The organism is Salinivibrio sp. VYel1, from assembly GCF_009377945.1.
Classification (GTDB): domain Bacteria; phylum Pseudomonadota; class Gammaproteobacteria; order Enterobacterales; family Vibrionaceae; genus Salinivibrio; species Salinivibrio siamensis.
Window position 1 is genome coordinate 41475 of the sequence record NZ_RSAM01000005.1, and the last position, 12630, is coordinate 54104.

Sequence of the window (12630 nt, forward strand, 5' to 3'; positions counted from 1 at the left end):
TATTTGTCCGGTCCTCAGGGGATTTCAGGTCGCCCTGAGGTCGGATTTGCGCTACTATCCGTGCGTCTTTTTTCGGATAGTCACGGCAATGAAACAGATTCATAATCCACTCCAAGGTGCGGCCTGGATGCTGACCGCAGGCCTGTGTTTTGCCCTCGTTAACAGCCTGTCTCAGTACGTTAGTTTTAAAATGGGCTTACCCTCTACCACGGTTGCCTTCATTCAATACGCCATCGCCTTGGTTGCGATGATCCCCTGGTTGAAGCAACTCGGGATCCGTCAAGCACTCAAAACCCAACACCTTGGTCAGCATTGTCTGCGGGTGTTTATCTCCGTGATTGGCATTCAACTGTGGCTGTGGGCGCTGGCCTACCCAGTGCCCATTTGGCAAGGGATTGCGCTATTAATGACCTCACCGCTATTCGCAACGGTAGGCTCTGGGCTGTTTTTACAAGAGCGAGTGGGGATCGCGCGCGGTCTTGCGACGCTCGCTGGGTTTTGCGGCGCCATGATTATCCTCGAGCCTTGGTCAAATGCGTTCACTTGGGCAACGTTATTGCCTGTTGGTGCGGCGTTTTTCTGGGCCACCTACTCGCTGATGGTGAAACGTTTATCCGCTTATGACCCTCCCACCACCATGGTGGTATATCTACTTTTGTTGATCACGCCCTTTAATTTGCTACTCGCCGTGCCTGATTGGACGCTCCCTCAGACATCCACTGCTTGGTGGATGTTATTTGGCGCCGGCATACTGACCGCCCTCGCACAGTGGGCCATTGCCAAGGCATATGCTGTTTCCGATGCCTCTTTTGTGCAGCCTTTTGATCACGCTAAACTCCCTCTTAACGTCCTCTTTGGTTGGCTGGTGTTTAGTTGGGTTCCACCCGGCCGACTGTGGTTAGGGGCAGGTATTATTATTGCAGCGGTCTTTTTTATTACTCACTGGGAATCACGCCAATACACGCAGGCACAAAATAAGCTCGCATAGTCGGTTTGCCAGTTTCTACGCTTTCTTGCCCACTAAGACGGCTGCTTACGCCGTCAAAGAGCGTGCGACGTCAAAGAAAAGGGGCCGTCATGGCCCCTTGACACATTCTCACCCACATCGGCCACTACGACGCCGCTGCTTTGATTAACCACACTTGTTCACCACGCTCGCCGTCGGGTTCCGTGTGTGTCTCGAGCAAACTGATGTCTAAGCCTTGGAACGCCTCTTCTACCACCGACGCATCAATGGAAAATGGCGGCGTGTCATCCGTTTGCGGATAAAATAAGGTAATCAGCAGCAAACGCCCTCCAGGTGCCAGCAAGGTTCGAATATGGCTGACATACTGCGCGCGCATAGCAGGCGGCATGGCCACCAAGGCGGCGCGATCATAAATCAATGGCATAGGACTCAGGCGCGCGGTAAAGAAATCGCCATTGATCAGCTCCAGTTCATCAAAACAATAGTGCATATGCCCTGATGGGGCGCGATAAACCTGAGGGGTATATAAGTTTTCCGAAAAAAAGGCACGCACTGCGATCTCACTAAGCTCGACGCCAATCACATGCTGATGTTTTTCAGCAAGCCAGTTGAGATCGATCGACTTTCCGCAAAGGGGCACCAAAACCGTTTCGTCACTTTGTGGGGCCAGTAATGACCAGTGGCGGATAAGCATCGGGTGTACCGTATCGCGATGAAAGCCTATTTGGTTTTCAGCCCAGCGCTGATGCCAGAACGCTTGTTCCATGCTCTCTCCAACGTGATGAAAACGGTGATTTTAGCAAGTTATTTCCCCAAACTCACTAACGTCGAGACTCAGGCGCGTTAGACGCTATTATCGATCTTGATCACAAACTAGCCACTAAGTGACTTGCGAGTGACGCCACAAAACATTACTGTTTAAACATACAGTATTGATTATATATACAGGTGTTTTATGTACGTGACGTCTAATGTGTCAAATCAAGCTAAGGTTCAGTCTCCCGCGCGTGTCACGCCATCATCTTGCTATCATGCTGCTTTTACCGCCGCCACACAGGTAAACGCACACTGGCAAGCGACCTTACGCGCGATTGCACTGCAAGCACGCCAGCCCAAGTGGGTCACGATCATTAATCCACCTCGTGCTTTAAATGCGGCACAGCTTAGCCTCTGGGGCATTAATGCGAATCAGGTACGCGTGGTCCATCGCCAAGCAGGGTACGATGATGAAGCGCTTATTGATGCGGCGTTAGCGGCTGACACCTCATGTGCCATTATCGCCTTTACCCCAACAGACAAGCCGTTCAATTACTGTGAGCAAAACAAACAAGGGATCGCGCGCGTCGATCCCGCCTTTATCCAGCGTCATTAATTCACGCAGTATCAATAAGTTGGTAGCATGGCTGGTTAGGGTTGAGAGTTGAGACCTGAGGGTAGCGTTAGACGAACCCATTCACGGTTCTCATTGCTGTACTCAATTTGCGCATCGGTTTGCTGGCTAATCGCCTCCATTTGTCGATATTCAAGGGCATAAGGCATTAAAATCGTCAGCTCTTCAATGCCTTGTTGACGCGCAAGACGTGCCAGCTGCACCAAATTGGCCGTATCGGTGTTACGCACCGACATCACGCGAGTGGCTTGCTGGTATAGCTGCTCTTGTGCAGAGAGCGGAGACGCTCCATCACTGGCTTGATGTTCAAGCACAGTCGTAAAGATGGGTAATAAACTGCGAAAAATATCGGTAAACGTCCAGTTTGGTTGCTGACTCTCACACAAAAAGTGGGTGTAGTCGAAAACGACTTCTGTGGGCGCTTTCAGCTGGGTTGACAGCACATCCATGGCTTACCTCCAGACAGAAAATGAAATAGACACTCCCACTATAGGCAGTTTTAAACGTATGTCTGGAAGATCGTACAGTATTTTGCGCTTGATCATGCTTTAGCTAAGGGAATGCGCAATAAAGACAAACTTTATTAACACAATAAAAACAAATAGTTGATAATAGTAAAGTTTGTTTACCCTAGCATCACAATGCGGGGAGAAAATCAGGCAAGAATATTGGTGAGTCGAGTGAACATCCGCTTACGTATCAAATACCATCATCAAACACGTAAGCGGATGCGCAAAGGGATCAACAAGCTTTGTAAATCACCTTGTTGGCGGCGACTTGAACACGCTCAACGGCGCCTTCTTCAGTCAATTTTTTCAATGCACCTGTCGCCCAAGAAGCCGCTTTCGTGTCTTCTTGACCAGCCGCAAGGCCAATCCCTTTTGGATTAATGCCGTCAGGGTTTGCTTGAACAATCTCGAGTACTTGTTGTTGCTTTGGCGTCAATGAAGAGGCTGAGCTCGCCACCGGTGCCTTAGCGGCTGGTTTTGCTGCTGGTTTCGCAGCGGCAACCGGTTTTGATTTAACCGGACGCTGACGTGCTGGCGATGATGCCTTAACACGCTTGTTTAGTTTAAGTTGTACCTTACGCTTGTGAGAGATTTTCATTCAATCATCCTACTCCGACGCACTACGTTCAGGCTTGCTGAATGCAGCGGGTGAAAAACAAAGCGCGTGTTATACCAAATTTCCAGCCACTTTTGTAGGTAACCGCCCCCTAATAGGCGCAAAGATCGTGATATTCAGCGATAAATGTTTACCAATCCAGTGATTCTTAGGCAAACTAATCAGACACTATGCGCGTATATTTAACGGGTAGTTTGTAAAAAAGACGGGGCGGTTTTGCCACCTCTTGCGAAGAATGGATGATCATGGATGCTTTAAAGACGATCAAAATCTATCCTCCTCAATTTGAAGCGGCGCGCTGGAGCATGTTAGCCGCCATGGCGGTGGCGTTTCTTTTGATCTGCTTTTTCCTCGTCCAACCGACGCTCTCGCTTGGCCAGGGCTTATTGGGCTTGGCGGCCATAATTGCCATTTTTTATGCCGTTAACCAATTGCTTCAACGTGTTCAGCTCTCTTTTTCATTGTCATTTATGCACTTACAGCACCATAGTTTTCGTGGTGGCTGGGCGCTTAAGTGGCGAAACATTGAAGCCATTGGCATCCCGCACCTCCACCGGCAAGGGTTAGGTGAACCGCTTCCATGGGTTGGAATAAAAATTAAGCGTTACGATGCGCTCTTAGACAGTATTAGCTTGCGAATGGTGACCCACATTATTATGACCCAACGCGCGTTACTCATCACTGCGTATCGGCGTGGAGACCATAAACCCAGTAAACCGCTGGAAGACATGATGTTTGATGACACGCCGTATCGGGGAAGCAACGGCGTGCTATACAAAGGATTGATGGCCATGCTGGCAAACCGTATGCGCTATACCAGAGAGTTACTCGGGTACGATTTGTTTGTCAGCGAAGACTTGCTCGATAGACCCCTCGAGGACTTTGTTGGCGTCGCCCGGCGCTATTTGGCCGCTGCCAGCGGTGATGACTAAAGACTAGCCTTTAGCATCAGATAGCTGCAAAAGGCCGACTGTTCTCAACGGTAGATTAGAACGCTCCCGTTAAAAAGGGGTTCGTTTTCCGCTCGTGACCCAAGGTCGATGTAGGGCCATGGCCAGGGATAAAGGTCACATCATCCCCAACCGGCAGCAAGGTGTGTTTGATGGCGTTGATCAAGGTGGCGTGATCCCCTTTGGGAAAATCAGTTCGCCCGATACCACCGTTAAATAGCACATCTCCTACCCAAGCGGTTCGCCCTTCCAGATCGACAAACACAATGTGGCCAGGGGTATGTCCAGGGGCAAACAACACCGAGAGCGTACTATTACCCACGGACACGGTGTCACCTTGTTGTAGCCACTGATCAGGGTCAAACGGCTCAGCATGCGCGAAACCAAACATTTGGGCTTGTGCCGGCAACGCTTGTAGCCAGAAAGCATCTTCTTTGTGCGGTCCCACGACAGGGACATTCAACGCGCTAGCAAGCTCAACAGTGCCGCCAACATGATCTAAATGGCCATGCGTTAGGAGGATTTTCGTCACCGTCACTTCGAGCGAATGAATGACTTGGCGAATTTTAGCAATATCCCCACCGGGATCCACGACAGCCGCCTGTTGCGTTTGGTCGCACCAAATAATGGAGCAATTTTGCTGAAATGCCGTGACTGGCACAATTTCATAATGCAACGCCATGGAGTTAACCTTCTCTTTGTCTGTTCAGTGACGCAATAACACGTAATCCGTGACACGCCCTCAGGTTTTGAATCGTCAATATGCGCCTCACTATGCCACGCTGTCACCAGTTTGCAACTATGCTGCCAAGGGGGTGTCACTTTTACTATCTAGGCTAACGTCAGGATATCTGGATAAATCAGATGCGCATTTTTGCATGCAGGGTTGCTTATGTTAGATGTTGATAAAGTTCTATCGTCTCATTATCCCCAACTAGAACAGCGAGACTGGCTAAAACGTCCCGTCAGTAAAACCCTTAAACGGTTACTTCATGAGCAGGAGTTTCAAGCCTTTGCTGAGCGGTATCCTCATCTGCAAGGGTTTGAGTTTGTTGAACAAGTGCTCGACTACTTTAACTTTAGCTATCGGGTGAGTGATCGCGAGAAAGAGCGGATTCCCGAATCAGGACGTGTCGTGATTATCGCCAATCACCCTATCGGCTCGCTGGATGGACTGGCGCTGTTAAAACTGGTGCGCTCTGTCCGACCGGACGTCAAAGTGATTGCTAACGATTTATTAATGCAGGTTAAACCGCTCCACGGTTGCTTGTTGCCCGTGAACAATATGGGGGGATATACCCCGAAACAGAACCTACAAAACATGACTCAGTGGCTGGAAAATGACGGGGCAGTCATCATTTTCCCCGCTGGTGAAGTGTCACGGGTTGCGCCAACCGGGATCCGTGATGGCGCCTGGCACCCTGGCTTTTTACGCATGGCAACCAAATCAAAAGCGCCCATTCTCCCGATTCACGTCCAGGGCCGTAATTCAGCCCGTTTTTATGGCGCATCCATGGTATATAAGCCGCTCTCTACCCTGTTGCTCGTCGAGGAAATGTTTCGCCAAGAGAACAATACCATTGCTTTTACCGTCGGCGAATTAATCCCACACCACAGTTACAGTGCTACTGCCTCCCTGCCCGTCAAAACACGCGTTAAGTTATTTCATAAGCACTTGTATCGTATTGCCAAACGCAAGCCTGGCTTGTTTCCCACAGAGACAGCCATCGCCTCTCCCGAGCCTCGTTTAGCGCTTAAACAAGCCCTCAATGATGGCCAGCAACTCGGACAAACACCGGATGGTAAACTGATTTACTTACTCGACTATCAAGCAGACTCCCCTGTCATGCGCGAAATTGGACGATTACGTGAAGTCGCTTTTCGTGCTGTGGGAGAAGGCACAGGTCAGCGACGTGATCTCGATAAATATGATCAGCATTACTGGCATTTGGTCCTTTGGGATCCCGCCGAACTCGATATTGTGGGCGCCTACCGCTTATGTGACACCCAAGCGACGCTCACCGCCCAAGGGCTTGATGGGATCTATAGCGCGAGCTTATTCGATTTTGAGCAAGGCATGCAGCCGTATCTTGCTCAGGGGCTGGAGCTGGGACGTAGTTTTGTGCAACCTAAATATTGGGGCAAACGGAGTTTGGACTATTTATGGCTTGGTATTGGCGCTCTGCTCGCGCAGAAGCCACAATACCGTTATCTGTTTGGTCCAGTCACCATCAGCAACGCCATGCCACAGGCGGCTAAAGAATTACTCATTTTCTTTTACCGTACCTACTTTACTGGCGAGAGCGAGTGTGCACGCTCTAAACGCCCCTTTGAACTGGCAGACAGTAAAGAAAGTGAGCTTCTGGGTCACTTCTGCGGGAACGATTACGCCAAAGACCTTAAACAACTTAAAATGCTACTCGATCACTTAGGCGTTGGGGTCCCCACCTTGTATAAACAGTATAGTGAGTTATGTGAACCAGGTGGTGTCCAGTTCCTGGACTTCGGCGTGGATCCTGACTTTGCCGATTGTATTGATGGTCTTGTTTTGGTCGATCTTAAGCGCTTAAAACCCAAACGCTATCAACGCTACATTGCCCCTCACCTGAGCCACCAGCCTAACGCTGATACATCTCGTTGAGCTAACGACAATGGCGTGACTCGCCTATACCGACATGAAGAGAGAGCCGCGGTTATACGCGGCTTCCTGGTGACTATTGCGCTTGCATCTGCACAGAATGACGCTGCTGGGTTAAATAACTGGGCTCTTGTGTGGTGATCTTACGTTTAGCAGGGACATCATAGGCATACACGTCATCACGAAAGGCCAATTCCCCTTCATCAGTGACCCAAGCCGTCTGGTAAATGGTCTGAACCGCTAAACGTTTTTTGAGCGGTACCCACTTGGTCTGAGTTTTATCAATATAGTACTGGTAATCGGTCAGCTGCTTACCCGATAAATCCAATAATAAGTCCGCCAGTTGCTCCGCTTGCTCGACACGGATACAGCCGGAACTAAATGCACGCCGTGACCGGCTGAATAAGCTTTGCGCTGGTGTATCATGCAGGTAGATAGCATTACGATTGGGCGTGTTGAATTTGTATTTTCCGAGGGCGTTGCCTCGACCTGGTGCCTGCTGAAGCCTATAGGGAAACCCGTCGACTGACACTTTTTGCCAATCAATCGAGCTAGGGTCAATCTGGGTGTCACTTTGCCAATTGGGCAAAATACGATATTGATGCTGAGACAAATACTCGTGCCCATCAACCAGCTTGGGCAAGATATCTTTTTGCACTATGCTCCGAGGCACATTCCAGCTCGGATTGAGTACCACAGAGTCGAGTTGTGACGAGAACAGGGGCGTACGTCTCGATTGGCGACCGACCACCACCTTGCTTTCGAACACATTCTGATCGTTAGCCCACAGACGCATACGATAATCCGGGATGTTGACCACAATGCGATCCGGTTGTTGCTGGGGCCATAACCGTAACCGCTCCGCATTAAGCGCCAGCAGCCGGATCCGCGCCGACGCATCTAAATTAAGCCATTTCAACGTTGACGGGCCAATGATGCCATCCACACTCAGTCCGTGTTGTGACTGAAACCGTTTAACGGCATCGAGTAGATCGCCACCATATTGCACCGTTTTACCATCCAGTGCCTCTAACCGTTGACTGTCCCCCCAATATCCCTGCACCCGCAGGTTATCAACTAAGTTGAGCGCCAAGGGGATCGCTACCGCTTGGTCAGGGTAAATCAATCCATCGCTGGTCACGCTGGGCCACACTGAGCGGGCTTGACGTTGCAAGCGAACAATCTGCTTAATCAGCGCGGTATATTGCGGATGCTGAGGCCGAAGCTTGCGCAGAAAAGCGGGCAACGCCGGCCCCAAACCTGCTTGAAAAAAGGACGCTCGCTGAGACTCGGAGGGCTCGGGCAATGGCGTGTGATGCAAAGAGCCAAAAAACCAACGCATACCTTTATCGGACACCGCATCCAGGTAACTCATCAAGGCATACGCGGTGTCGGTAGCAAAAATATCATACGCGGTGTCGCTACCCTGCTGGCGGAGTTGGCGAAGTTGCCACGCGCGCCACTCAAATTCCGGACTGAAGCTGGCCAATGAAATCACATTAACTTGCGTTGCAAGCTCGTCCCGTGCTGTATCCTGGGTCCAAAGCAGAGAAAACCCATTATCGAGATAGTCTTGAGTCAGCGCTGAGGGATAGGCCAAAACAGTGGCATCGGGGGCGGCCGACTCCAGCCAGTCGCGCGCATACTGATAGGCGCGTTGACGATGATCGTCAGCCGACAGGGTTTGCTCAACCGACGCCGCTTGATCTGAGGCCGAATGCGCCGAGGTGGATGGTGCCAGAAATCGCATGCCACCGGCCTCGATCGCCTCATTTGCCATACCGGGGTTTACCCAAAAACAACATCCTATCAGAAGGTTAGCCAACCAGGCATCGTGCCTTCTCATCATACGCCCCTCCTCATCCATGCTTTAATTATGGCAAATTTTGCCCCCGTCTCGACAAAATCATCGCCTGATTTTTTCTCGCCCCCCAACCCGCGATGAAACAAAAAGCGGCAGCCTCTCCAGACTACCGCTTTTCACGCTACCATGCTTTCATTACACCAGCGTTATCCAATGATTATCCCATCGTACTGGCGTCATCTGATAATCGGGATGATGTGCGCTATCAAGGGTCACCATTTTGCCGCCCCCTGAACTTAAGTTGATCACATCACCGTCACGACTGGCACCAGAGGCATCCACTAATGGATGCAAACCTATCATTTTTTTCGTGTCTAAAGACCAGACACCGTAGCAATTGCCTCTGGGTGAGGTCGCCACCACCCAGCCATTGAGTGTCGCGATACTCGCCACATAGTTGTTAAATCGAGCCCATTGCTCAGGGGTGGCATTGAGCATTTTCATCGGCTCACCACGACGGTGAATGGCCACCAAGGGGGCATTATCCTGACCATGGTATTGCTGCCCCGTCACCACATAGCCCTCATCTGACACCATCAAATGACGAATACTCAGCTTTTTATTGGCTAATTCAGCACGCTCAACCACCTCACCCGTGTCGATGTCGATGTACACCAACGCCGGTGACATTGAATCGATGTTTAGCACGGTGCGGCCATCGGTATGCATGCCACCGACCCCCACCACCAGTGTGTTCGCATCCGCCAGCGCGATTTCATGAGGACCAATCCCAAAGCCGCTTATCTCACGCACTTTTTTCACCTGGCCGTGCTCGCTCAGTCGATAAACACCGACCACGCCCTCGCTGGTTTGACGTTTTCCTTCAGTGGTATATAACCATTGACCATCATCAGAAATCACGCCATGGCCGTAAAAGTAGCGTTCTGCGCTGGCCGTTACCTGTGACAACGTCACGCCACGTTGATAATCAAACACCTGCATGAAATGACCGGGCCGACGCGCAAATGCCACACCCAGTGTCCCAACCTCGCGACGTTGGGCGGCGACACCATGACCGCGCGCGGGTAAAGGAAGACGGAAGACGGGCTGTCCCATACGGTCAGCGCCGACAACCGCGAACGTTCCATCACTGCTCAGCGCGCAGCCGAGTAGCTCACAACGCGCTGACGTGCTGTTGCCACGACAACCACTCAACGCATTCACCACTGTAGGCAGCGCCGCTCCCATCAGTGCCGCTTTTAATAGACGGCGTCGCTTTAAACTAGTCTCCATCTGATGCATTAAACCCGACGATAATACCTAAATCTTGCGCGACCTGACCGCCAAGCACCAACTTGAGATATTCTAGATTGTTGTAGACGGTGAGCATGTCTCGATACCCTGCGACGCTATTTAGCCTGTCAAATAAGGGTTCGCCATCTTGTGGCACGCTGTTATATGCCAACTGCCAATGCTCGCTGACACGATCCGCGACCTCATCATAACCTCGCTCACGGAGGGATTGTTCAATGCCACCCTCAGCGTGATATTGGGTTTGCATCGCTTTGATGCTTTGGCGTAACAATGTGAGAGAGTGCCGTGAGCGCCACGCTTCACCTTGGTAAGGGTTAGGAAAGCCCGGTTTACCCAGAGGGCCAGACAGTTTCTTCAGCACATAATCCAGCTGATGGGTCAACGCACCGAGCTTTTCTGATACCGCCATCGAAGGCGGCATGCCATGCCAAGGATTTTGCTGCCAAGCCGCATTGAGCGCAGATGCCGTTTGTTGCAAGCGAGCACTGACCGCAATCGCCACTTCACAGTGTTTCGGTTGACTTAAGTCAGCTTGCTGATCATAAAGCAACCACTCCATCGCGCCGACGCCTTGCACGGCCACACTTTGCTCGGCCAATACCTCCGCGGTCCACTGTGTTTCACTGGCCAGCAAGGCATTAATTTTTCGCCCTGTGGTATTTTTTTTGTCAGGATAAAACTGAATACGCCAACTTTGCGCCAAGGCGTCCTCAGACCCTTTTTCTACCCCTTGTAATGGCATCCAATTGGCCATCACCGTCTTCCACGCTTGGCGCGCATCATCAATCGGCGTGCCCTGAGTACAGACCGATTGCGTGGTCTTAGCCAGATCCGTGGTCGCAGAAAGAAACTGCTCACTTCGCTGCTTTTGTAGTTGCCAAAGGCCGTGGTTAGGCCCGGTCTCGGTTTGAGATAAACACCCACCGAGTAATACCGTGGCGCTCAGAGAGAGCGCGGCGATAGGATTGAGTCGAAAACGCATGCGACAAGACTCCAGCATATTGTTGTTATAAGGAACGTAAAAACGCGATTAAGGCGTCACGCTCCGCTTTCGGCATCGCCAGCACCCGCTGTTTCGCACTGGCGGCTTCGCCATCATGCCATAAAATGGCTTCCATAAGGGTACGCGCGCGACCATCGTGCAGATAGGTGGCATCCGCATTCACTTCTTTGGTGTACCCAATCCCCCACAAAGGTGGTGTGCGCCACTCTCTACCGTTGGCGATAAACTCTCCTCGATGATCCGCTAGCCCCGCTCCCATGTCATGCAACAACAAATCCGTATAGGGGTGAATACGCTGCTCGCTCAGTGCGCTAAGTTCGGGGCGTTTTGCGGTAGTAAATGACGCCACATGGCACGCATTGCAGCCCGTTTGCACGAAGATATCTTGCCCCTGTTTCACGGCAGGATCCTGCACGTTGCGACGCGCTGGCACCGCCAAATGACGGGCGTAAAATTCGACAAACCCGAGGATATTGTCGCTGACTTCTGGATCGCCACCATTGGGCATCTCGTCGCACACAGACTGTGACGGCATACAATTGTGGTGCGGAAACATGGAAGTGGTTAATCCCACATCGCCATTGAAGGCCGCGGCGTTTTGTTGGTTAACCGTGGGTAGCCCTGCTTTCCAACCAAACCGGCCAAGCGCAGTGCGTTGTTTTTCGATATCCCACACTTGATTTGGTCGTCCAGAGATCCCATCGCCATTGGCATCATCAGGATCAGCCAGGGCGTAAATGTCTTCCGCAGGAATGGATTCCAACAGCCCCAATCCAATCATCGGAGGCGCAATCCGCGCCGACATCTGAACATCTTCTGCCATCGGCCCATAATTAAGATCGGTGATCGTTAAATGTGGCTGACGCAGAGTGACAGTCTCACCATCGGCAAAGGTCACGGGGACCGCAGAATAGGTAATGGCGACCTTTCCTTCTGGCTTCGCGCCTGGCAGTGCAAAGTCTTGCAACTGACCCCCATAATTTGGCTCGGGAATATTGCCATATTGGATCAATTTCTGCCGTTCTGCTTCGCTCATTGCCGGCACACTCAATCGCACCAACATAGACACGGCGTTGGTATCGCCAGGAGAAGGCGGATGCCCACGGCCGTCTTTAATATGACAATTTTGACAGCCATTGGTATTGAACAAAGGGCCAAGCCCATCACGCGCATCGGTTGAAGCCGGCGAGCTCACCCAGGGATTACGAAAAAAACTGTTCCCGACACTGAAGTCGATGCGCTCGCTCATGGGTAGGTTAGCGGCAGGTTGGGAGAAAGCGTTGGCACCTTCTTTAATCACCGTGGTGCGGCCACCAGAGGTGCGTTCAAAAGCAACCGCTGACGCGCTCACCAAGGCACTGATGCCGATTGCACCGAGGTAAACAAAGACTTTGGACTTCATGTTGTATCCTGACAAAGCAAAAAGCCCCGCGGCACGG

Annotated in this window: 12 protein-coding genes; 4 read left to right on the plus strand and 8 right to left on the minus strand. The window is 51.4% G+C overall.

Annotated features, from left to right (window positions below):
• Positions 1–88: 88 nt before the first annotated feature.
• On the plus strand, positions 89–988 hold the full coding sequence (locus tag EHW58_RS06225; protein ID WP_194163206.1) for a DMT family transporter: 900 nt from the start codon (positions 89–91) through the stop codon (positions 986–988).
• Positions 989–1112: 124 nt separating this feature from the next.
• Here the strand turns inward: EHW58_RS06225 and EHW58_RS06230 are convergent, their stop codons facing one another.
• The gene (locus tag EHW58_RS06230; protein ID WP_152795428.1) at positions 1113–1733 is read right to left on the minus strand and encodes a thiopurine S-methyltransferase; all 621 of its coding nucleotides are present in this window, start codon (positions 1731–1733) and stop codon (positions 1113–1115) included.
• A gap of 189 nt (positions 1734–1922) precedes the next feature.
• On the opposite strand from EHW58_RS06230, the gene EHW58_RS06235 reads away from it, so the two are divergent.
• Entirely contained in the window at positions 1923–2339 is a 417-nt protein-coding gene (locus EHW58_RS06235) for a hypothetical protein (RefSeq protein WP_046073161.1), read from the plus strand.
• A gap of 35 nt (positions 2340–2374) precedes the next feature.
• Here EHW58_RS06235 and EHW58_RS06240 read toward each other — a convergent pair whose 3' ends face one another.
• Positions 2375–2806: a transporter gene (locus EHW58_RS06240; RefSeq protein ID WP_152795430.1), complete on the minus strand. Its 432-nt coding sequence runs from the start codon at positions 2804–2806 to the stop codon at positions 2375–2377.
• A gap of 292 nt (positions 2807–3098) precedes the next feature.
• A complete protein-coding gene (locus tag EHW58_RS06245) occupies positions 3099–3464 on the minus strand; it encodes a hypothetical protein (protein ID WP_046073159.1) in 366 nt (121 codons plus the stop codon).
• A 263-nt stretch (positions 3465–3727) separates the two neighbouring features.
• On the opposite strand from EHW58_RS06245, the gene EHW58_RS06250 reads away from it, so the two are divergent.
• Positions 3728–4414 carry a DUF2982 domain-containing protein gene (locus EHW58_RS06250; RefSeq protein ID WP_046073158.1) on the plus strand — a complete coding sequence of 229 codons (687 nt, stop codon included), beginning with the start codon at positions 3728–3730 and terminating at the stop codon, positions 4412–4414.
• Between the two features lie 55 nt (positions 4415–4469).
• On the opposite strand, the gene EHW58_RS06255 is transcribed toward EHW58_RS06250, so the two are convergent.
• Positions 4470–5114 (minus strand): MBL fold metallo-hydrolase, encoded by a 645-nt coding sequence (locus EHW58_RS06255; RefSeq protein WP_046073157.1) that lies wholly within the window; start codon positions 5112–5114, stop codon positions 4470–4472.
• 210 nt (positions 5115–5324) lie between these two features.
• On the opposite strand from EHW58_RS06255, the gene EHW58_RS06260 reads away from it, so the two are divergent.
• The gene (locus tag EHW58_RS06260; RefSeq protein ID WP_152795432.1) at positions 5325–7073 is read left to right on the plus strand and encodes a GNAT family N-acyltransferase; all 1749 of its coding nucleotides are present in this window, start codon (positions 5325–5327) and stop codon (positions 7071–7073) included.
• A gap of 73 nt (positions 7074–7146) precedes the next feature.
• Here EHW58_RS06260 and EHW58_RS06265 read toward each other — a convergent pair whose 3' ends face one another.
• From EHW58_RS06265 to EHW58_RS06280, 4 genes are all read right to left on the minus strand, one after another.
• Positions 7147–8919: a murein L,D-transpeptidase gene (locus EHW58_RS06265; protein ID WP_172969949.1), complete on the minus strand. Its 1773-nt coding sequence runs from the start codon at positions 8917–8919 to the stop codon at positions 7147–7149.
• Between the two features lie 150 nt (positions 8920–9069).
• Positions 9070–10167: a DUF1513 domain-containing protein gene (locus EHW58_RS06270; protein ID WP_046073155.1), complete on the minus strand. Its 1098-nt coding sequence runs from the start codon at positions 10165–10167 to the stop codon at positions 9070–9072.
• Positions 10157–11170: an imelysin family protein gene (locus EHW58_RS06275; RefSeq protein ID WP_194163207.1), complete on the minus strand. Its 1014-nt coding sequence runs from the start codon at positions 11168–11170 to the stop codon at positions 10157–10159. Before EHW58_RS06275 ends, EHW58_RS06270 begins: the two co-directional genes overlap by 11 nt.
• 25 nt (positions 11171–11195) lie before the next feature.
• On the minus strand, positions 11196–12593 hold the full coding sequence (locus EHW58_RS06280; protein WP_152795438.1) for a di-heme oxidoredictase family protein: 1398 nt from the start codon (positions 12591–12593) through the stop codon (positions 11196–11198).
• Positions 12594–12630: the final 37 nt, after the last annotated feature.

What these genes read in the sequence shown, in the direction of transcription:
- EHW58_RS06245 (WP_046073159.1), bottom strand. Translation starts at nt 3,464, where the DNA reads ATGAAAATCTCTCACAAGCGTAAGGTACAACTTAAACTAAACAAGCGT.
- EHW58_RS06280 (WP_152795438.1), bottom strand. Translation starts at nt 12,593, where the DNA reads ATGAAGTCCAAAGTCTTTGTTTACCTCGGTGCAATCGGCATCAGTGCC.
- EHW58_RS06260 (WP_152795432.1), top strand. Translation starts at nt 5,325, where the DNA reads ATGTTAGATGTTGATAAAGTTCTATCGTCTCATTATCCCCAACTAGAA.
- EHW58_RS06225 (WP_194163206.1), top strand. Translation starts at nt 89, where the DNA reads ATGAAACAGATTCATAATCCACTCCAAGGTGCGGCCTGGATGCTGACC.
- EHW58_RS06250 (WP_046073158.1), top strand. Translation starts at nt 3,728, where the DNA reads ATGGATGCTTTAAAGACGATCAAAATCTATCCTCCTCAATTTGAAGCG.
- EHW58_RS06265 (WP_172969949.1), bottom strand. Translation starts at nt 8,919, where the DNA reads ATGATGAGAAGGCACGATGCCTGGTTGGCTAACCTTCTGATAGGATGT.
- EHW58_RS06240 (WP_152795430.1), bottom strand. Translation starts at nt 2,806, where the DNA reads ATGGATGTGCTGTCAACCCAGCTGAAAGCGCCCACAGAAGTCGTTTTC.
- EHW58_RS06255 (WP_046073157.1), bottom strand. Translation starts at nt 5,114, where the DNA reads ATGGCGTTGCATTATGAAATTGTGCCAGTCACGGCATTTCAGCAAAAT.
- EHW58_RS06235 (WP_046073161.1), top strand. Translation starts at nt 1,923, where the DNA reads ATGTACGTGACGTCTAATGTGTCAAATCAAGCTAAGGTTCAGTCTCCC.
- EHW58_RS06230 (WP_152795428.1), bottom strand. Translation starts at nt 1,733, where the DNA reads ATGGAACAAGCGTTCTGGCATCAGCGCTGGGCTGAAAACCAAATAGGC.
- EHW58_RS06275 (WP_194163207.1), bottom strand. Translation starts at nt 11,170, where the DNA reads ATGCGTTTTCGACTCAATCCTATCGCCGCGCTCTCTCTGAGCGCCACG.
- EHW58_RS06270 (WP_046073155.1), bottom strand. Translation starts at nt 10,167, where the DNA reads ATGGAGACTAGTTTAAAGCGACGCCGTCTATTAAAAGCGGCACTGATG.